The organism is Pseudoalteromonas sp. 2CM41L (assembly GCF_023161905.1).
Taxonomy (GTDB): Bacteria; Pseudomonadota; Gammaproteobacteria; order Enterobacterales; family Alteromonadaceae; genus Pseudoalteromonas; species Pseudoalteromonas atlantica.
On sequence record NZ_JALNTN010000005.1, the window covers coordinates 122,508 to 143,273 of the forward strand.

At 39.8% G+C, this 20,766-nt stretch carries 21 protein-coding genes; 16 read left to right on the forward strand and 5 right to left on the reverse strand.

The window, feature by feature from the left end:
- Positions 1 to 424 precede the first annotated feature (424 nt).
- Positions 425 to 1,384, forward strand: a complete 960-nt coding sequence (gene rluC, locus MTF64_RS08915; protein WP_248451159.1) for a 23S rRNA pseudouridine(955/2504/2580) synthase RluC — start codon at positions 425 to 427, stop codon at positions 1,382 to 1,384.
- Positions 1,384 to 2,043 carry an HAD-IA family hydrolase gene (locus MTF64_RS08920; RefSeq protein ID WP_248451160.1) on the forward strand — a complete coding sequence of 220 codons (660 nt, stop codon included), beginning with the start codon at positions 1,384 to 1,386 and terminating at the stop codon, positions 2,041 to 2,043. The genes rluC and MTF64_RS08920 overlap by 1 nt, the downstream gene beginning before the upstream one ends.
- Here MTF64_RS08920 and MTF64_RS08925 read toward each other — a convergent pair.
- The gene (locus MTF64_RS08925) at positions 2,040 to 2,633 is read right to left on the reverse strand and encodes a Maf family protein (RefSeq protein ID WP_248451161.1); all 594 of its coding nucleotides are present in this window, start codon (positions 2,631 to 2,633) and stop codon (positions 2,040 to 2,042) included. The two genes, MTF64_RS08920 and MTF64_RS08925, sit on opposite strands and share 4 nt — an antisense overlap.
- Positions 2,634 to 2,764: 131 nt before the next feature.
- On the opposite strand from MTF64_RS08925, the gene yceD reads away from it, so the two are divergent.
- The 14 genes from yceD to MTF64_RS08995 all read left to right on the forward strand — a co-directional run bounded on the left by yceD (position 2,765) and on the right by MTF64_RS08995 (position 15,006).
- Positions 2,765 to 3,289, forward strand: coding sequence for a 23S rRNA accumulation protein YceD (gene yceD, locus MTF64_RS08930; RefSeq protein ID WP_004587685.1), 525 nt, complete (start codon positions 2,765 to 2,767; stop codon positions 3,287 to 3,289).
- Between the two features lie 10 nt (positions 3,290 to 3,299).
- Complete coding sequence (gene rpmF, locus MTF64_RS08935; RefSeq protein WP_004587686.1) at positions 3,300 to 3,470, forward strand: 50S ribosomal protein L32; 171 nt, start codon at positions 3,300 to 3,302, stop codon at positions 3,468 to 3,470.
- Between the two features lie 11 nt (positions 3,471 to 3,481).
- Positions 3,482 to 4,519: a phosphate acyltransferase PlsX gene (gene plsX / locus MTF64_RS08940; RefSeq protein ID WP_004587687.1), complete on the forward strand. Its 1,038-nt coding sequence runs from the start codon at positions 3,482 to 3,484 to the stop codon at positions 4,517 to 4,519.
- Positions 4,520 to 4,572: 53 nt separating this feature from the next.
- A complete protein-coding gene (gene fabD, locus MTF64_RS08945; protein WP_054982359.1) occupies positions 4,573 to 5,499 on the forward strand; it encodes an ACP S-malonyltransferase in 927 nt (308 codons plus the stop codon).
- 11 nt (positions 5,500 to 5,510) lie between these two features.
- A complete protein-coding gene (gene fabG, locus MTF64_RS08950) occupies positions 5,511 to 6,257 on the forward strand; it encodes a 3-oxoacyl-ACP reductase FabG (RefSeq protein WP_248451162.1) in 747 nt (248 codons plus the stop codon).
- Positions 6,258 to 6,507: 250 nt separating this feature from the next.
- Complete coding sequence (gene acpP, locus MTF64_RS08955; protein ID WP_004587690.1) at positions 6,508 to 6,744, forward strand: acyl carrier protein; 237 nt, start codon at positions 6,508 to 6,510, stop codon at positions 6,742 to 6,744.
- Positions 6,745 to 7,016: 272 nt separating this feature from the next.
- Positions 7,017 to 8,255, forward strand: coding sequence for a beta-ketoacyl-ACP synthase II (gene fabF, locus MTF64_RS08960; protein ID WP_248451163.1), 1,239 nt, complete (start codon positions 7,017 to 7,019; stop codon positions 8,253 to 8,255).
- 73 nt (positions 8,256 to 8,328) lie between these two features.
- Positions 8,329 to 9,132, forward strand: a complete 804-nt coding sequence (pabC, locus tag MTF64_RS08965) for an aminodeoxychorismate lyase (RefSeq protein WP_248451164.1) — start codon at positions 8,329 to 8,331, stop codon at positions 9,130 to 9,132.
- Positions 9,126 to 10,112: an endolytic transglycosylase MltG gene (gene mltG, locus MTF64_RS08970; protein WP_004587693.1), complete on the forward strand. Its 987-nt coding sequence runs from the start codon at positions 9,126 to 9,128 to the stop codon at positions 10,110 to 10,112. Before pabC ends, mltG begins: the two co-directional genes overlap by 7 nt.
- Before the next feature lie 7 nt (positions 10,113 to 10,119).
- Positions 10,120 to 10,746: a dTMP kinase gene (gene tmk / locus MTF64_RS08975; RefSeq protein ID WP_248451165.1), complete on the forward strand. Its 627-nt coding sequence runs from the start codon at positions 10,120 to 10,122 to the stop codon at positions 10,744 to 10,746.
- A gap of 1 nt (position 10,747) precedes the next feature.
- A complete protein-coding gene (locus tag MTF64_RS08980; RefSeq protein WP_248451166.1) occupies positions 10,748 to 11,665 on the forward strand; it encodes a DNA polymerase III subunit in 918 nt (305 codons plus the stop codon).
- 8 nt (positions 11,666 to 11,673) lie between these two features.
- Positions 11,674 to 12,000 carry a PilZ domain-containing protein gene (locus MTF64_RS08985; protein ID WP_004587696.1) on the forward strand — a complete coding sequence of 109 codons (327 nt, stop codon included), beginning with the start codon at positions 11,674 to 11,676 and terminating at the stop codon, positions 11,998 to 12,000.
- A 363-nt stretch (positions 12,001 to 12,363) separates the two neighbouring features.
- Entirely contained in the window at positions 12,364 to 13,143 is a 780-nt protein-coding gene (locus MTF64_RS08990; protein ID WP_248451167.1) for a YchF/TatD family DNA exonuclease, read from the forward strand.
- A 3-nt stretch (positions 13,144 to 13,146) separates the two neighbouring features.
- The gene (locus MTF64_RS08995; RefSeq protein WP_248451168.1) at positions 13,147 to 15,006 is read left to right on the forward strand and encodes an alkaline phosphatase D family protein; all 1,860 of its coding nucleotides are present in this window, start codon (positions 13,147 to 13,149) and stop codon (positions 15,004 to 15,006) included.
- 834 nt (positions 15,007 to 15,840) lie between these two features.
- Here the strand turns inward: MTF64_RS08995 and MTF64_RS09000 are convergent.
- From MTF64_RS09000 to MTF64_RS09015, 4 genes are all read right to left on the reverse strand, one after another.
- Positions 15,841 to 16,212, reverse strand: coding sequence for a GxxExxY protein (locus MTF64_RS09000; protein WP_096739762.1), 372 nt, complete (start codon positions 16,210 to 16,212; stop codon positions 15,841 to 15,843).
- 556 nt (positions 16,213 to 16,768) lie between these two features.
- On the reverse strand, positions 16,769 to 18,076 hold the full coding sequence (locus tag MTF64_RS09005; RefSeq protein WP_248451169.1) for an O-antigen ligase family protein: 1,308 nt from the start codon (positions 18,074 to 18,076) through the stop codon (positions 16,769 to 16,771).
- Between the two features lie 107 nt (positions 18,077 to 18,183).
- Positions 18,184 to 18,735 carry a hypothetical protein gene (locus tag MTF64_RS09010; RefSeq protein WP_248451170.1) on the reverse strand — a complete coding sequence of 184 codons (552 nt, stop codon included), beginning with the start codon at positions 18,733 to 18,735 and terminating at the stop codon, positions 18,184 to 18,186.
- Positions 18,736 to 18,757: 22 nt separating this feature from the next.
- Positions 18,758 to 20,761, reverse strand: coding sequence for an EAL domain-containing protein (locus MTF64_RS09015; protein WP_248451171.1), 2,004 nt, complete (start codon positions 20,759 to 20,761; stop codon positions 18,758 to 18,760).
- Positions 20,762 to 20,766: the final 5 nt, after the last annotated feature.

A 20,766-nucleotide genomic window follows, 5' to 3' on the forward strand; every position in this document is an offset into this window, starting at 1 on the left:
AAGTTCGCTGCCGAATGTTAATAAACGCTTATTAGCTAGATTTTTAGTTCTAAATAAGCTGCTATACGGTACTACGTGTGAGCAAATGCTGAACAACGTTTTTACGTCGTCACTATCAAACAAATTATTTGTTCATTGCTTTTATTTTTACATTAAATGTAAATTCATGTTCAAACTTAACCAGTAATATATTACGCGCATTACTGTTAGTTGATCGCACGTGTTAACTGAGTAGGCATAAAAGCTTTGGAAAACTTAACTCGGATCTGTATGATCGGCTACCCAGAATGTGCATCACGAATGTTTTAATGTGTTAAAAAGCACCGTTGTTATTTGCAAATACTAAATATTTGCGCTGCTGATTATCCCACTATTATAACCGTGTTAGCAACTAAATTATTTTACTTAAATCAGTGATTAGGCAATGTCAGAAAAAACCGGCTTACAAGTAACTTTTGTCACAATCAACGAAGACCATTTAGGTCAGCGTATTGATAACTTTCTTATTACCCATTTAAAAGGGGTGCCTAAAAGCGCTGTTTATAAAATTTTACGCAAAGGCGAGGTACGCGTTAATAAAAAGCGTATTAAGCCCGTTTACAAATTACAGCTTGATGATGTAGTGCGTATTCCGCCAATTAAAGTAGCAGAGCGCGAAGAGTTTGTGCCTAAAAAGCTTGATAAAGTGAAGCAATTAGAAGACGCAATATTATTTGAAGACAAATACCTTATTGTAATTAATAAGCCCTCGGGTATGGCTGTACATGGCGGCAGTGGCTTAAGCTATGGTTTAATAGAAGCACTACGCGTATTACGCCCAGATGAGCGCAGTTTAGAGCTAGTACATAGGCTTGATAGAGACACATCGGGTTGTTTATTAATTTCAAAGCGTCGCTCGGTACTTACCGCATTGCATGAGCAGCTGCGTGAAAAAACAATGGAAAAAAATTACTGGGCGTTGGTAACAGGGCAGTGGGATTCGTCGGTTAAAAATGTAACTGAAGGGCTGCGTAAAAACACCCTCAAGTCGGGCGAGCGCGTGGTGCGTGTAGATAATAACGAAGGTAAACCTTCACATACTCGCTTTAGAGTACTTGAGCGTTTTAACGAGTGCTCGTTAGTGCAAGCCTCACCTGTGACTGGACGTACTCACCAAATTCGTGTTCATACACACTGTAAAGGCCACCCTATTGCATGCGATGATAAATACGGCGACCAAGGGTTTGATGTATCAATGCGCAAAATAGGCTTAAATCGCTTATTTTTACACGCTCACGATTTAAGCTTTTATCACCCTAAAAACGAAACTACCATGCGCGTAGAGGCGCCGCTTGATAACGCACTTAAAAGTTGTATTTTAAAATTAAGAGATGCTAAAGCGTAATGACCACCGCTGTATTAAAAAAATATAAACTGGTTATTTTTGATTGGGATGGCACTGTAATGGACTCAATTAGCAAAATTGTTAATTGTATTCGTCTCAGTGCGCTGGCGCTTAATATTGAGCCGCCGAGCGACACTGCAATTAAAAATATTATTGGTATGTCGCTTGAACTTGCTATTGAGGTGCTATTTCCTGACGAGGTAGCGCAGCATCCCGCTTTAATTAACGGCTATAAACAGCAATACCGTGTTGATACGACTGCCACTCCTGTATTTGATAATGTAGAAAATGTACTAAGTGCGTTAAAAGCACAAGGGGTTATTTTAGCGATTGCCACCGGTAAAGGTCGTGCTGGTTTAATGCGTTTATTAGAGCAAACTCAGTTAGGGCATTACTTTAGTGCCACGCGCACAAGTGATGAAGCACGCTCTAAACCTTCCCCCGATATGCTTGAACAACTATTAGTTGAATTAGCAATAAATGCCGACGAAGCACTCATGATTGGGGATACCAAAATAGATATGGCCATGGCACAGGCAGCCAACATAGATAGAATTGGCGTTACCATGGGCGTACACAGTGCAGCGCAGTTAAGTGAGTTTAGCCCCGTTGCAACCGTTGATAATTATCAGCAGCTGCAACGTATGCTACTTGGCTAAGGTTGAGCGGCGAGTATGTCGAGATTAAACTCAGCCAATAGCTGGCTGAGTTTAATAAGAGGCAAGCCTATTAAGCTATTAGGATCGTCTCCGTTTAATTTTTCAAATAAGCAAATCCCTAATCCTTCACTTTTAAAGCTCCCAGCACAGTTATAAGGCTGCTCTGCATCGCAGTAGGCTTCTATTTGCTCTATGGTGAGTGTTCTAAATACTACTGCAAAAGGCTCTATTAACGTTTTTGCTTTATCGCTAGCAATATCGTAAACACACAGGCCAGTTAAAAACGTGACAGTTTGGCCGCTAAACAAAGAAAGCTGCTTTATGGCGTTTTCTTTATTATGAGGTTTACCAAGTATTTGCCCATCAAATACGGCCACTTGGTCGGAGCCGATTGCAAGGCCTTTAACAAAATGATCGCAAGCGGCACGCGCTTTGCGCTCGCTTAGGCGCTTAACAAGTTGCTCTGGAGGTTCGTTTGGTATGGCGGTTTCGTCAATATCAGGCGAAAAAGTACTAAATGGCAGATTAAATTTTTGCAATAAAGACTGCCTAAATGGCGAGCTTGACGCTAATATAAGCGGGTGCTTCATAAATTATTATCCTAATTAAAATTAGTTTGAGTTAGGATAAATCAGATCCGTAATGAAAACACGTGAAAAACCATGTAAAAATGCTTTTTTGCTTTGACTAACCAATTAACTATCTATATGATGCAGCCCCTATGCAAAAGGTAAAAATTCCCATCACTCTTCATCCTGGGAAAGCAGCGCAACACCGTTTAACTTACGATGGTATTGTACCGCTTGAAAAACTTGCTCGTTTACGAGGTGTTGTACAGGAAGAAGTAGGTGAAATAGCGGTAAAAATTCAGTGCAAAACCGATGAGCAAGGTTTAGTTGTGATTAGTGGCAATTTGTCTACACACGTAACTGTAACTTGTCAGCGTTGTAATGATGATTTAGGGTTGGATTTGGATCAAGACTTTATGTATTCGCCTGTTGGTTTGGATGCTGAGTCAGATGATCTTCCTGAAGTCTACGATGAAGTAGCGCTTGATGAAAACGGTGAAATTAACGTGTTTGAGTTAATCGAAGACGAGCTAATTTTAGCAGTGCCATTAGTGCCTACACACAACGAAGCTTCGTGCAATTACTCATCAAAGCCTGCTAGCTTTGGTGTACTAAAGGCGGAAGATGATAAACCAAATCCATTTGATATTTTGAAACAACTTAAGAAAGATTCTTAGGAGAAGACTAATGGCTGTACAAAAAAGCAAAAAGTCTCGTGCAAGACGCGGCATGCGCCGTTCACACGATGCGATCAACGGTCCAACTTTAACAGTTGACCAAACTTCAGGTGAGACTCATCGTCGTCACCATGTAACTGCTGACGGTTACTACAAAGGCGTTCAAGTAATTTCTAACTAAGAGATTGCTTTATGCTGACTAATCTAACCATAGCGTTAGATATGATGGGGGGCGATTATGGCCCCCGTTCATCTATCCCCGCTGCCGTTTGCGCAGTAAATGCTCATGCCAATTTAACACTCATTTTATGTGGCAACGAGCAAGTAATTACTAATCAATTAGAATCCCTCGATTCACTTTCACACCCACGTTTAATTATTCGCCATTGCAGCGAAGTTGTCACTAATGCTTGCGAACCCGCTTTAGCTGTGCGTTCAAAAAAAGACTCCTCTATGCGTGTCGCCCTTGATTTAGTTAAATCGGGTGAAGCACAAGCCTGTGTAAGCTCGGGTAACACCGGCGCTTTATTTTTTATGGCTCATTACGTATTAAAAATGCTGCCTGGCGTTAAACGCCCCGCATTAATATCGGCCGTTCCTACAGAGCGAAAAAATCCAGTTTATCTGCTTGATTTAGGCGCTAATGTGCATTGTGATTCAGAAATACTTTATCAATTTGGCATTATGGGCTCGGTAGTAGCAGGCCAAGCTCTTGGCTGCGACAACCCTAAAGTGAGTTTACTTAATATTGGCTCTGAAGACATAAAAGGCCATGAAGGCATAAAGCAAGCAGCGCAGCTTATGCAGCAAAGCCCTTATATTAATTACACGGGTTACAGTGAAGGCAGTGATATTTTTTCGGGAAAAGCCGATGTTATTGTGTGTGAAGGGTTTGTCGGAAACGTTGCATTAAAAACCTGCGAAGGCATTGCTAAACTGATCATGAAAAAGTTTACAAGCGCCCTAGAAAAGCACTTAATTTACAAATGCATGGCGTTTATTTTAAGTCCTATCATAAAAAAACTCTATAATCGGGTGAACCCCGACCAGTATAACGGCGCTTCTCTGGTAGGATTGCGCGGTATTGTCGTTAAAAGCCATGGAAATGCATCAGCAAAAGCATTTCAAGCAGCAATCGATGAAGCGGTAAAAGAGGTTGAACGTCAACTTCCAGATAAAATAGCCGCTATTTTCGAAAAAACACATTCTAAAAACTCGGCGGCCGAATAACGTTTAGGTGCCGTAGTTACACTAAATTTTTGTTTAATTAAAAAGAGCAAAGTATGGCACAAAAAATTGCACTTCTATTTCCTGGTCAGGGCTCACAAAGCGTTGGCATGTTAAGCGAGCTACTAGAGAGCTCTGACATTGTAAAAGCAACCTTTAGCGAAGCGTCAAGCGCACTTGGCTACGATTTAGCAGCGCTTGTACTAAATGGCCCAGAAGAAGAACTTAATCAAACTCACCGCACTCAACCTGCTTTATTAACAGCAAGCGTGGCAATTTACCGCCACTGGTTAGCTGCAAACCCAGATGTGGATGTGGTTATGGCTGGTCACAGCTTAGGTGAATACTCTGCATTGGTATGTAGTGAGGTTATTAGCCTAGGTGAAGCGGTAAAACTTGTTGAAAACCGTGGCTTATACATGCAAGAAGCTGTGCCTGCGGGCGTAGGCTCTATGGCTGCCATTATTGGTTTAGGCGATGAGCAAATAAAAACAGCATGTGAAGAGTCTGCACAAGGCGAGGTTGTTTCACCGGTAAATTATAACTCACCAGGGCAAGTTGTTATTGCAGGGCATAAAGCTGCTGTTGATAGAGCTTCACAAGCGTGTAAAGATGCCGGCGCAAAACGTGCCTTACCACTGAGTGTAAGCGTGCCTTCACATTGTGAACTAATGAAACCAGCTGCGGAAAAACTTGCCAACGATTTAGCCGCTTTAACATTTAATACACCTAAGTGTGATGTAATTAATAATGTTGATGTAAAAGCACAAAGCTCGGCTGATGCAATTAAAGATGCATTGGTACGTCAACTATACAGCCCAGTTCGTTGGACAGAAACAGTACAGGCTTTAGTTGCTCAAGGTATTACGCAAAGCTACGAATTTGGCCCAGGTAAAGTATTAACTGGCCTTGCAAAACGAATTGATAAAGCAATGGTATGTGGCTCAGTAAATGACGCTGCTGCTATCGACGCTGCAAAATAAGAGAATATAAAATGACTAATTTATTTTCATTAGAGGGCAAAGTTGTCCTAATTACTGGCGCAAGCCGTGGTATTGGTAAAGCAATTGCAAACACTTTAGTAGCGCAAGGCGCAAAAGTAGCAGGTACTGCTACGAGTGAGTCAGGCGCAGCTAAAATTAGCGATTACTTAGGTGATAACGGTAAGGGTTATGCTTTAAACGTAACCGATCCTGCATCGATTGAGGCTACATTAGCGGCAATAAAAGCCGACTTAGGCGATGTTGACGTACTTGTAAATAACGCAGGTATTACCCGTGATAATTTATTAATGCGTATGAAAGACGGTGAGTGGGACGATATTATCGACACTAACTTAAGCTCTATCTTCCGTTTATCTAAAGCGGTATTACGCCCAATGATGAAGAAAAAGAACGGCCGTATTATTAATATTGGCTCAGTTGTGGGCGCTATGGGTAATGCAGGCCAAGCTAACTACGCGGCAGCTAAAGCGGGTGTTATTGGCTTTTCTAAATCGCTTGCACGCGAAGTTGCATCGCGCGGCATTACAGTAAATGTAGTAGCCCCTGGTTTTATTCAAACTGATATGACCGATGAGCTAACAGAAGATCAAAAAGCGGCCACCCTTGCTAATGTACCAGCAGGTCGATTAGGTCAGCCTGATGAAATAGCAGCGGCAGTGTGTTACTTAGCATCTGACGCGGCTGCGTATGTATCTGGCGAGACTTTGCATGTAAATGGCGCGATGTACATGGTTTAACCGCCATTGTTATAAGCAAATGCTAAAAATAACTTAAGTAAGTGACCTCAAAAACATTGAAATTTTTATGATCTTGCTTTAAACATACTTGAAATCGCTGTGAAAATAAGCGATAAAAGACAAAACAAACACTCAGAGGTTTGACCAGACAATTATTTATGGTCAAATCATTGAATCAGAGAATTATGCGGCGTAAACTACGCCGCAATCTGAAAATAACGCATTGGCGTTTTTAATAAAGGAAAGAAGAATGAGCGATATCCAAGAACGCGTAAAAAAAATTATCATCGAACAGCTAGGTGTTAAAGAAGAAGAAGTTAAAAACGAAGCTTCTTTCGTAGACGACCTAGGTGCAGATTCTCTTGATACTGTTGAACTAGTTATGGCTCTTGAAGAAGAGTTTGATACTGAGATCCCAGATGAAGAAGCTGAAAAGATCACTACAGTACAATCTGCAATCGATTACGTATCAGCTCACGCTGAGTAATTAATCGCATATTAAAGGCAGCATTCGCTGCCTTTAATCTATATATCCAAACCACCTCAAAGTTCATGATTCAAATTCACCCGCTTTTACTCTCTACTGCATTCATTTGTAATAGCACATCTTTAGTTGAATTTGAGACTCGCACTTTGAGGTCGCTTGGGTATGAATTCCCTTTGTAATGCCAATAGATTTAAACTTAGTGAGTTAAACGGCTTACTAAAGTAATACTATTTTAATCAATTGGTTTAAATATCCCTTATTGGAGGCAAACCGTGGCTAAACGTCGAGTCGTCGTAACTGGCTTAGGAATGTTGACGCCGCTAGGTAATGATGTGCAATCTACCTGGCAAGGCTTATTAGATGGTAAAAGTGGTATACAAAATATAACCCACTTTGATACATCAAAATTTGGTACTAAATTCGCTGGACTCATAAATGACTTTGATGCAACTGCATACATGTCAGCGAAAGATACTAAAAAAATGGACTTATTTATTCAGTACGGCATTGCAGCGGGTGTTCAAGCCTTTCAAGACTCAGGTCTTGAAGTAACTGAGCAAAACGCAACACGTATTGGTGTAGCAGTAGGTTCAGGTATTGGTGGATTGACCCTCATTGAAGAAAACCACATAAAACTGCTTAATAGTGGCCCACGTAAGCTTTCTCCATTTTATGTGCCATCAACAATTATTAATATGATCTCGGGCCATTTATCAATGATGCATGGTTTACGTGGTCCTAATATTTCTATTGTGACGGCATGTACTACAGGCCTGCACAATATTGGCCATGCAGCGCGTATGATTGCTTACGGCGATGCCGATGCGATGGTTGCCGGTGGCGCAGAAAAAGCCTGTACACCTATTGGTATGGGTGGCTTTAATGCTGCACGTGCGCTTTCTACCCGTAACGACGACCCACAAGCTGCGTCGCGTCCGTGGGACAAAGACCGCGATGGTTTTGTACTATCTGATGGTGCAGGTGTTGTTGTAGTAGAAGAGTATGAACACGCTAAAGCCCGTGGCGCTAAAATTTATGCTGAGCTTGTTGGCTTTGGTATGAGCGGTGATGCGTATCACATGACCTCGCCACCGGAAGACGGTGCAGGTGCGGCACTTGCTATGCAAAATGCATTAAACGATGCACAAGTAAATGCAGACCAAGTTGGTTACATTAACGCACACGGTACATCTACTAACGCAGGCGACAAAGCCGAAACGCAAGCTGTTAAAACTATTTTTGGCAGTGCAGCGCAAGATGTAATGGTAGGCTCGTCTAAATCGATGATGGGACACCTATTAGGTGCAGCGGGTTCTGTAGAGTCTATTATTTCTATTTTATCGCTGGCCGATCAAAAAGTATCGCCCACCATTAACCTAGACAACCCAGATGAAGGCTGTGACTTAGATTACATAGCCCACACTGCACGTGATGTAAAACTCGACTTTGCACTGTGTAACTCATTTGGTTTTGGTGGGACTAATGGCTCGTTGCTATTTAAAAAGGTATAATCCTTTTTAACAACGAACCACATTATAAGAGCTCAGTTGTTTAACTGGGCTTTTTTTATGCAAGCCATTCAATATGCAAACAATAATAACAACCGATGATACAAGTTCGATTAATACACGCGATAGAGGCCTTAACTACGGTGATGGTTTTTTTACCACAGCCAAAGTAATTGCTGGGCAGGTAGAGCATTGGCAGTACCATAAAGCACGTTTGGTAGAATGCGCAGAACGCTTAGCGTTTCCTGCAATTAACTTTACTGAGCTTGAGCAACACATTGCAAAGGCGATTACTGGCTGCCAATTAAATGTGCTTAAAATAGTGATCACCCGCGGAGAAGGTGGGCGAGGCTATGGATTGCCGCATCACACCCATTTAACCATTTTAATTACCGTGTTAGGGTTCCCACAAAGCTACCCAGCATTAGCTAAAACAGGGGTGAGTTTAGCCCTAAGCCCAATAAAATTAGCAGCCCAACCTTTATTAGCCGGTTTAAAAACACTTAACCGACTAGAACAAGTGCTGATTAAAAATGCCATGGCAAAACAACAATGTGACGATGTTTTAGTACTCGATCATCAAAACAATGTGATTGAAGCCTCGGCAGCTAATATTTTTGCTATTCGTGATAATAAAGTTTATACGCCAAGCCTTGAGCAATGCGGTATTAAAGGGGTTTATCTGCAGTCGTTATGTGATAAATTAGCGGTTGAATTTAAGCAAGTAAGCCTAAATGAATTAACCCAAGCTAGTGCTGTATTTATTTGTAATAGCTTAATGGGCGCTGTGCCCGTTAGTCGTATAGAACAACATACATTTAATGTTGAGCAAAGCATGTGTTTATTAAATGAATTATTAGCCAAGGAGGCTAAGTGTTAAAAGTTATTTTATCGGTATTATTGTTAGCTTTAGTTACAACGCTAGTAGGGTATCAGCAATTACAAGCAACAATAACTAGCCCGCTAAATATAACAACGCCTACCCAGTTTGAAGTTAAAAAAGGCATGGGCTTTAACCAGCTATGTAAACAATGGCAAGCTAATAATTGGTTAAAAAGCTGCTGGCGCTATCAAGTAATTGCAAAGCTTGACCCAACACTAACCGACTTAAAAGCCGGCTTGTACGAGCTAACGAATACAAGCGTTATTAATAATATAAAAAAAATAAACAACGGTGAGCAAATCAGTTTTAGCTTTACTATTATCGAAGGGCAAAACTTACGCGAAGTGATAGCAGCCATTAGTAGTGCGCCGCATTTAACTAATAACTTAAACACAGAGCAACTGGCGCAGCAAATAGTAGGTGAAAAAGGCCATTTAGAAGGGTGGTTGTTTCCAGATACGTATCATTATCACAGCGGTGATACTGCCAGTAGTTTATTAAAACGTGCGGCCGTTAAAATGCAGCAAACACTTGAGCAAGCATGGCCACAACGTGCAGAAAACCTACCGTATAAAAACGCATATGATGCACTTATCATGGCCTCTATTATCGAAAAAGAAACAGGCCTTGCCAGTGAGCGCCCGTTAATAGCCGCCGTATTTATAAATAGATTAAACGCAAATATGCGCCTACAAACCGATCCCACCGTAATATATGGCCTAGGAGAGAGTTTTGACGGTGACATTAAACGAAAAGATTTACGCGATTACACACCCTATAATACGTATCGCATTAAAGGGCTGCCGCCAACACCCATTGCCATGCCCTCAAAAGCGGCTATTTTAGCAGCGCTTAATCCGCCTAAAACACAGTATGTTTATTTTGTGGCGAAGGGCGATGGCAGTCACCAATTTTCAACCACGTTAAAGCAACACAACGCGGCAGTTAAAACGTATATATTAAATAAAACGAATTAAACTTTATATGAAACCAAAATTTATTGTTATTGAAGGCCTTGAAGGCGCAGGTAAATCAACGGCTATTTCGTTATGCCAAAACTTTTTAAATAAAAAACAAATAGACTTTATTAATGTACGCGAGCCAGGTGGGACACCGCTTGCCGAGTCTTTACGTACTTTAGTAAAAGCCGAGCATGAAGAAGACATAGCCTTTGAAACCGAACTACTTATTATGTACGCAGCTCGCTCGCAGCTTATGCATAATGTAATTAACCCGGCGCTTGATAAAGGGCAGTGGGTATTAGCAGATCGCCACGATTTATCGTCTCAAGCGTATCAAGGTGGTGGGCGCGGCATTAGCGCTAATACGTTATCGTCTTTGTCGTCTATGGTATTAAAAGGGTTAAAACCTGATTTAACCATTTACCTAGACATAGACCCCGTAATAGGCCTTGAGCGTGCTAAAGGCCGTGGAGAGCTTGATAGAATTGAGCAAGAAGCCATTGAGTTTTTTCAGCGCACGCGCATGCGTTATGTTGAGCTGGCAAATGACGATAGCTCAATAAAAACCGTAGATGCCAACCAAAGTATTGATAAAGTACACCGCGATATAACCAATGTACTACGCACCTTTTTTGAAGGGTTAAAATAACATGGCATTGCCATGGCTTAATAACGTAGAGCAACAGCTTGCGCAAAGTTATAAAGCGCAGCGTTTTCATCATGCGCAGTTGTTATGCGGGCCAAAAGGCGTTGGTAAGTTTGAGCTAAGCGAGCAATTAGCTAATAGCTTATTATGTCAAAATATTAATACCCACATGCAAAACGAAGGTAGCAAGTTAGCCCCGTGCGGGCAGTGTAAAAGTTGCTCATTAACACTTGCGGGTAACCACCCTGATAAACGGCTAACGCAAGTTGAAGGGCAAAGCATTGGTGTTGACGATATTCGTGCGATAAGCGATTTTATGAACCACTCTGCTGCACAAAATGGTAATAAAGTGGCTATTATTGAAAACTGCGAAAAAATGACCACGGCAGCAGCAAACGCGTTATTAAAAACCTTAGAAGAGCCTAGCAATAGCCGCTTTTTAATTTTAACCACAAGCCACACTGCGCAGTTACCTGCCACTATTTTAAGCCGCTGTGCCAAAACAGACATTAAAGTCGCAAACCCAGAAGCGGCTAAAACCTGGTTAGCCGATTTAAATATTAGTGACTATGTGTGGCTGCCTTTGTTTTATACGCAACCACTTTTAATTAAACAGTGGCAAGCGCAAGAGCAGCTGCAACACATTGATACTTTATATAAATTTGCAACTGAGTTTAAACAAAGCCATAATTTTAGTCCGCTTGTAAATATTATAAACAAACAACCTGAGCTAATACGCATTTTTACATTATTTTTAAGCGAGCAATTAAAACAGCAGCTTATAATGGGTTTAAGTTTTGACGCGTACCAAAGTGCTCAGCAAGCGTTGAATGAATTTTTACAAAATAGCACAGAGGTACTCGGGCTTAATTTACCTCTAGCAGTGTCGCGTTTAGCGCATGCCCTGCGTAACATTAAATAGGAATACATATGCAAGAGCTTTTAGTTGATGTAGATAACCTTGACGAACTTTATCGCTGCTACATGCCTTATTTAAAAAAAGGCGGCCTATTTGTACGTACCAATATGCGTTACGAAATTGGCTACTCTTTAGCGCTCAGAGTGACTTTACCTGATGCGCTAGAAGATGACGTGGTAACGGGTAAAGTTGCGTGGATAACACCTCAAGGCGCACAAAGCTCTAACCCACCAGGTATAGGCATTAGCTTTTTAGATGATAAAACAAATTTAAACGCTAAAATCGAAAAGCTATTAGGCACTATGTTAAACTCTGGTAATCCTACATATACCATGTAGTTTTAAACGCATTTGCTTAATAGTGATATGCATAAAGCAGCCGGTTAGCGAGCGCTTAGCTCTCGTTAACTGCAATACTAACTTGCTTATATCAATTCGTTTAATACCCATTCGCTTAATTAAGTGATTTACTTTGAGGCTGGAAAAACGTGTTGATAGCTAGGTAAAAAATTCGCTATTTAGTTATGCTCGGCAATTGCTCCTGCATTGCTCTGCATCCATGCAGTCGTAAATAAGCATTGTTTAACGCAGGTAGCGACACGTTTAGCCCCGCAAAATGATTAGGTATTATTGCAAATTGGTACAACTAGGTATTTTTGCAGGTTAGTATAATTTAACACCCAAAACCATACAGGCCGTATAGTGATTGTAGATTCTCATTGCCATTTAGATCGTCTTGATTTTGACAAATTAGATTTAAACCTAGATCAAGTACTCGACAACGCCCGCGCAAAGCAAGTAGAGCACTTTTTATGTGTAAGTGTAACGCTTGATCAATTCCCAAGCATGCTTGAAAAAATTAAACATTACGACGATGTATCGGCATCGTGTGGCGTGCATCCGCTTGATCAAAAAGATGCCCTTAATAAACAGCAACTCATTGGTTTAGCATCGCATGAAAAAGTAGTCGCGATTGGCGAAACAGGCCTAGATTACTATTATTCAAAAGACACGCACGCAGTACAACAAGCCAGTTTTGTTGGCCATATTGAAGTGGCAAACGAATTACAAAAGCCACTGATTATTCATACCCGTGATGCCAGAGCCGATACCATTAACTTAATGCGTGAACACAAAGCAGAAAACTGCGGTGGCGTACTGCACTGTTTTACCGAAGATTGGGATATGGCCAAAAAAGCGATTGATATGGGGTTTTATATCTCTATTTCAGGCATTGTTACCTTTAAAAATGCCGTAGAGCTTAAAGAAGTTGTAAAACAAATCCCACTCGATAGGTTACTCATCGAAACAGACTCGCCTTATTTAGCACCTGTGCCGTACCGTGGAAAAACAAATCAGCCTGCGTATGTAGAAGATGTTGCCTACTATATTAGTGAGCTTAAAGGTATTAGCTTTAACGAGCTTGCAAAAGCAACAACGGATAACTTTTATTCACTTTTTAAATTAGCGGCAAAAGGCTAACACATGACTACTCAATCGGCGCAACTCCCACTTTTATTAATGGGGCCTATGGTGCGCCGAGCTGAGCAAAGTGGTATATGTATACAGTTTGCTACTTCACGCCCTGGCAATTGCCAAATCACACTTGAAAACCAACAAAGCTACAGCGAGCAGCAAAGCATTGCATTAGGTAAATACCTTTACCTGCATTTTATAATTATAAAACCCGTTGATAGCCAGTTTCCGCTCGACACGTTATTAGCGTATACACTGCATATTAACGAGCAAAAAATTGACTTAACTCCATGGTGCTTTGAAGGGCAAACGGCTCCTTCGTTTGCAATTGCCAATAAGCTTACGCATATTTTACATGGCTCGTGTCGCAACGCACATCACCCCGCAAAAGACAGCTTAGTATCAGCAAGTGAATGGCAAAATACCCAGCGCAGTAATAACCTGCAGGGCGCACAGCTTTTACTGCTTAGCGGAGACCAAGTTTACGCCGATGATGTTGCCGGTCCTATGCTACTGGCTATTCATCAGCTAATAGATGCATTAGGTATTTATAAAGAGCAACCGCTTGAGCTCAATTTACCAGCAGATATAAATGAGCAGCTTTTTAACCGCCATCATTATTTACCTAAAACACCATGGCAAAAACGTTCAAAACTGGGCGTTGGGTACTGGCTAAAAAAAGACGAGCCTCATTTTTCTAGCGTAAAAGCGCATAATCACTTAATTCACTTTGAAGAATTTATAGCGCTGTATTTACTTAACTTTAGTGCCGCCGCGTGGCAATGCGTTGATATTAAAAATTGCCATTACACTCAAGGCAATGAAAAAAATAACACCATTTTTAACGCCGAAAAAAAGGCGTTAATTGACTACGCAAAAGGCTTAAATCGCGTAGAGCGTTTATTTGCTAATGTATCTACCTTGATGATGTTTGACGATCACGATATTACCGATGATTGGAACCTAACAGCAGGGTGGGAGCAAGCTATAAATCAAAACCCAAATAGTAAACGCATCATTAATAATGGGCTAATAAGCTATTGGCTATTTCAAGGGCTGGGCAACGACGCGCTACATAAAACCGGTGCGCTTATAGATGAATTTAAACAAAGTCGTAACGCCAACAATATTTGGCAGTTTAAAGCCTTTGATAAGCCTCTGAACGAGTTTAACTATTGGCATTATGAGCTTACCACCACGCCTAAAGTAGTTGTGCTTGATACCCGTACACACCGCTGGCGTAACGAAAGTAACTTTAATGAACCCTCAGGCTTACTTGATTGGGAGCGCTTAACAGAGCTTGAAGAAAGCCTACTGAGCCACAGCAAAGTAATTATTGTATCGCCAGCGCCAGTGTTTGGGGTTAAATCAATAGAAGCAATACAGGCGGCGTTTAATATGTGCGGGCAGCCGCTTATGGTTGATGTAGAAAACTGGATGGCACACGAAGGCTCGGCCAAAAAACTGCTTGATACCTTTAGGCGTACAGACACACCTAACGAAACGCTTATTTTATCGGGTGATGTGCATTATTCTTTTTGTTTTTCGGTGCAAAAGCGTTTTGGCGATCACCCAAATAGAATATGGCAGCTCACCGCCAGCGGAATTAAAAACGAATTTCCGCGTAAGCTAATTAATGTACTCGATAAGCTCGACTCAATATTGTACGGCCCCAAAAGCCCGCTTAACTTTTTCACCAAACGCTGGCACATGGAAGTAGATAAACACCAAACCAAAGGTGAAGGCCAAAAGTACCTAGTAAGCGACTCTGCCATTAGCTTAATTACACTGGAGCAAGGAGATTTAGCGCGTTATCAACTAATCCACGGCGACGGCCACACCACCGAGTTTGATTTAGAAGAGCAGTAAAGCCGCGAAAAATTTTTTGAGTGAAGTAAAAACCTTAATTGCACAAAGAGAAGCGAATGAGGAGTAAATGAGAAGACACAACCAATCCAGACATTTTACTTTGTTTATTACGACTCATAAGCGTAGCGTCTCTAAACCTCTTTGTGAAAAAGTAACTTAAGCTAATTGCACAAAGGGAAGAAAATAAGGAGTAAATGTGAAGACATAACCAATCCAGACATCTTATTTATCACTGCTCTACAGTGGAGCGTCTCAAAACCTCTTTGTGAAAAATAACTAAGTTCAATTGCACAAAGAGAAGCGAATGAGGAGTAAATGAAAAGACATAACCAATCCTGGCATTTTATTTATCACGACTCTAAAGCGTAGCGTCTCTAAACCTCTTTGTGAAAAAGTAACTTAAGCTAATTGCACAAAGAGAAGCGAATGAGGAGTAAATGAGAAGACACAACCAATGCAGACATTTTACTTTGTTTATTACCACTCTAAAGCGTAGCGTCTCTAAACCTCTTTGTGATTAAAATAACATAAAAATTTGCACAAAGAGAAGCGAATGAGGAGTAAATGAGAAGACATAACTAATCCAAACATTTTACTTTGTTTATTACGACTCTAAAGCGTAGCGTCTCTAAACCGCTTTGTGATTTAAACAATATAAAAATTTGCACAAAGAGAAGCGAATGAGGAGTAAATGAGAAGACATAACTAATCCAAACATTTTACTTTGTTTATTACGACTCTAAAGCGGAGCGTCTCTAAACCTCTTTGTGAGTAATGTTTAAGAATTATTCTTTTGAGAGTGAAGCTAAATAGAGTAACTGCAAATAAAATAGCTTAAAAATTAAATCTTTTTATACCGTCAATTAATTTTATAGTGTTAAAGTTTATTAAAAGACCAGCACTAACATTTGCAAGTTTCATATAGGTTATTAATTGTGCCGAATGAATCGGTAATAACTTTTCTACAGATTTAAGCTCGATTATTAATTTATTGGGCAACAAAATATCTAACCTGTAGCCAGCATTAATATGTGTGTCTTTGTAGAAAACAGGTAAGTCATGTTGACTCTTCGACGTTAGACCTAATTCACTTAATTCATATATTAAACAGGCTTCATAAGTCGATTCTAACAAACCTGGCCCTAAAGTTTTATGTACCTCTATAGCACAACCAATCACAGCATGTGTCAATTTATTAATATCCATATATATCCTTATAAAAACTTTAAGCTCATTAATTTAATATCATAGACAAAAAAAGATTACTTGCACAAAGAGAAGAAAATAAGGAGTAAATGAGAAGACATAACCAATCCAGACATTTTATTTATCACTACTCTAAAGTGGAGCGACTCTAAGCCGCTTTGTGATTTAAACAATATAAAAATTGCAAAAAGAGAAGTGAATGAGGAGTAAATGAGAAGTCACAACCAACCCATGCATCTTATTTATCACTACTCTAAAGCGCAGCGTCTCAAAACCTCTTTGTGAAAAATAACTAAGTTCAATTGCACAAAGAGAAGCGAATGAGGAGTAAATGAGAAAACATAACCAATCCAATCATCTTACTTTGTTGATTACGACTCTAAAGCGGAGCGTCTCTAAACCTCTTTGTGATTTAAATAACTTAAAAATTTGCACAAAGAGAAGTGAATGAGGAGTAAATGAGAAGTCACAACCAATCCAGACATTTTACTTTGTTTATCACGACTCTAAAGCGGAGCGTCTCTAAACCTCTTTGTGCAAATATTTTTAAAAATAGCTATTTAAAATCACGCCCTCGCTTAACAACTATTTTATTACTTAAAATCGCCAAACATAAAATAACCATAAACAACATTGAGTTAGCGCCTGCTTGGAGCGAGTAATCTACCGAAGAATGCAACAGCATATCTACAATAGCGATAGCACAGCCAAAAGCCACGCCCTGAAATAACGCTGTTTTGCGTTTTCGCATGGTTTGAATACATAACCATAAGCAATATAAAATAAGCGCCCCTAAAGCTGATGTTACGGGTATGCCTAGCTCTACAGCAAATTGAATATAGTCGTTATGAGCATTATCGTAATAGCCCGAATACGGCTCAGTTTGATACGCAGGGAAAGCAGTATAAAACGTACCACCACCAGAGCCTAATAAAGGCTTATCGAGTATTAACGGGATTGAATCACGAACTACTTCATCACGTGTTTCTGATTGAATACTGGTTTCGCTAATGCGTTGCTTGACTTTTTCTACATCAAATATTGCACCAATAATGATCAAATCAATTATAAAAAAACTAATAATAAGTAACTTAAACGCTTTAGGTTTTTTATTGTAAACAAACAAAGCCAACAAGCTAACAGCCATCAGTGCTATAAAAAAGGCTGAATTACCCATTCGACTGCGCGTTAAAATTAGCGCAATAATTATAATAATTAACGATATACGCAAAATTATTTTTGAGCTTAATAAAATCTCAGTCCAGGCGCGCAAAGTTTGTTTAAATGTAAGGTCACTTGCATGACTACCTCGCTTTAATTCACTCACTAATACACCAATACCCAAACATAAGCATAGCGCTAAATAGTTAGCTAAAAAGTTAGAGTAAGTAAACGTACCTATGGCGCGTTGCGTGTGCCTATATCCAAAAATAGGGCTAAGCATGTCAGGCGAAAGATTTAGGTAAGTTGCATACAAAGCTTGGAAAACACCCGCTGCAATAATGGTATAAATAAGCTTTTTTATACGCTCACTATTATTGCAATAAATAAATATAAGCCAACAAAAGCAAACCATAAAGCTCGTTTTTAACAGCATTTGTTTTGTTTGAAAGGGGTCTAAACTCACAGTAAAAAATTGCAAAGTACACATAGCGCATACTAATAATAAAGCAGAAATAATGGGTAAAGAATAGCGAGGAGGGTACAACGTTTGGTTATTTACAGCGCTATTAACCAAGTGAAAAACAAAGGTTATACAAATTAAAATACCCATTGCCATAATGGCCCAGGGTCGGTAGCTACCTAAAGGAAGGGGCAGCAAAAAAATAATTGCACATAGCAAAAAAAATATAAAACGGTTCACAGCTTTCTCAGAAAACGAGCTAATAGTTAAACAACGTATTTAAACACTTTGTTTAAAGTAAAAACGCAGCCATTAGGCTGCGTTTGTATTATAAAACTAATTATTATTTAGTTGCCAACTTCAGAAATACCAGCGTCACCACCGGTACCACCTGCGCCTTGAGGAACGGTTGTTGTAGGCAAGGTTACAATTACAGGGCCAGCTGGGGCGGTAGGCTCTGTAGGACCAGCTGCTGTTGCTTCTGACGCAATAGTTGCATCAACTCCAGCTGTTATTGCAGCAAGCGTTACTGCATCGCTATTAACGCCTGCAGTAACTAAGGCCGCTAAAAAATCAGAAATAAACGGGCTATCTGCGCCAATGGCTGCAATAACTGCATTCATAATTATATCAAGCTGCTCAGCAGAACACGTTCCATTAGCGATAGGAGAATCTAAATCAATTGGTCCGGTATTTTGGCAAAGTTGCTCAATTGCAGTTACTAAGTTTTGTTGCAACTCATCCGATGGAGTTTCTGCTGTGGCGTTGTTCAAAATACTAATTAAAGTATCTAGGTTACCAGTTTGCACAACTACATCGTTGTCTGCTTGAGCATAAACTGGAAGTGTAACAAAACTTGAGGTGCCAACAATCAAGCTAGCAAGTATAAGTGATCTCATTTTGAGCCTCTTTTAGAGGTTACTAATTACAGAACCTTAGCGTATTGGTACAAAAAGTAAACTGTTTATTCATACCACTACATTTAGTTTCTATAACTTTTGACGGTGGTATAATTAAGTTACCTTGTATACCGTCACACCCTAGGTTTTCAAGTGTATGTAATGTTTCAGGTTTTTCAATTAAACAAGCTACCACCTTTATACCAAAACCATGACAAATATTATTAACTGTTTGAATAAAAAATTGGCTTTGGCTGTTATCTAGTAAGTCTTGTATGTAACTACCGTCTATTTTTACATACTCAATATCTAAGCCTTGTAAGTATTTAAAGGAGGTGAGGCTAGTACCAAAATGCTCAATACATACATTAATGCCTATGTCTTTTATTATGTCTATATGTTGCGAGGCAATATGAACATTATAAAGCAAGCTGATCTCGTGTAGTTCAAATAACAAGTTAGTTTTTATAACAGGCTTTGTGTGTGAATAAAGCGTTAGCCATTCAATAAAATCAGTTGAATACAAAGATGCCTTACTCAAGTTGAGTGCAAATACATTATTTGGATATTGCTCTTTAACATTAACAAAATTACGAATTATTTTTTTATCAAGCTCTTCAGTTAAGTTGAGTTTTTCTGCCATAGCAAACAAATGCCCGTTACTCACTTTCTCGTTTTCATGAATAAAGTGAGCAAATACCTCAAAATAGCATTGCTTATTTTGTGAGTTAGCACGTTTTACAGGTTGCACTGAAAAACTCACTTCACCAGATGCTAAAATTGACTGAATAAGTGTGCGCCACTGATTAACACTAAATAAAGTGTCTTTATCTATTTTATTATTGTTTGTGTCACCAATTGTACAGCCCGTGTCTAACGCTGATAATACGCGACCTACAGGCATTCCTTTTTCTACACTTACTAACGCAAAGTTAGCAAAGCCATTAACATGCAAACTATTTTTTTGCTGGCTAAATGCATCAATAATTTCAAGGCGAGTTCTATTTAAAAAATCACTATCGTAGGGCGCAAGGGCAATAAAGGTACTGCCATTTAACCTAAACACTTTTGCATTAGTAAGCTCGCCAAACCTGGTTTTGAGTATGTTTGCCACTTCGTTTACGTGCTCATCACCGTCTTGATAACTTACTGTTTTATTGATGTTTGCAAGCGAGGGCAGGGTAATCATCATTGCGGTAATGGGAGTTTCATCGCTAATAGAATCAACTACCGAGTTAAAATGGTTATCAAACGACTTTCGGTTACCTAAACCAGTTAAAGGGTCTATATATACTTCTTCGGTAAGGGCTTGTGTTTGCTTAGTAAGTGAGTCAAACGTACTTTGCAGGTTCATAACCATATTATTAATAGCTTTTGTAACGGTGCGCAGCTCGCGGGCAACAGGTATTTCATCGTTGAGTGTAAAGCGTTTACGTGTAACTAGGTGGGCTTGGTTTTCTACAGCTTTTAGTGGTTTAAACACCGCGCGTAGTATTAAAAATGCAACAGCCAGTGACGCTATTAATAACAAAAACGACCCATAAAAGCTGCGTTTAGTATGTTCCCAAAGGGTTAGATACGATTGCCCAACATGGCTTGTTACTTCAAGCGTGCCCGCCATGACCCAGCCATTATTCAACTCCGAATGCCGACTTGGTGCATTAAGCTCAACGGCACCTATAAACCAATTAGGTACCGATTCAACACGTTTGGGGTTTACAAGTTCAAAAACCACTTCGTTCTGGGCATTAGTAAATTTTATTTGCTTATAATAACCCGAATCAAAAATGGCCGTTGCCATTGTTTGAGCAATCATTATGCTGTCTTCTTCAAGGTAGGGGGAAATAGAAAGCCCTAAACTTGTAGCGGTGTCTTGAGCGTGGCTGCCCATTTGGGTTTGCAAATACTGGCGAGTGGTATCTACATCGGTAACTACCCGAACACAAAAAGAAATTAATGAAATGACTATAATCAATCCATAAACTTGCGTTTTTAAACTCAAGCCATTTTTAAAAAAAGACGACATAACTA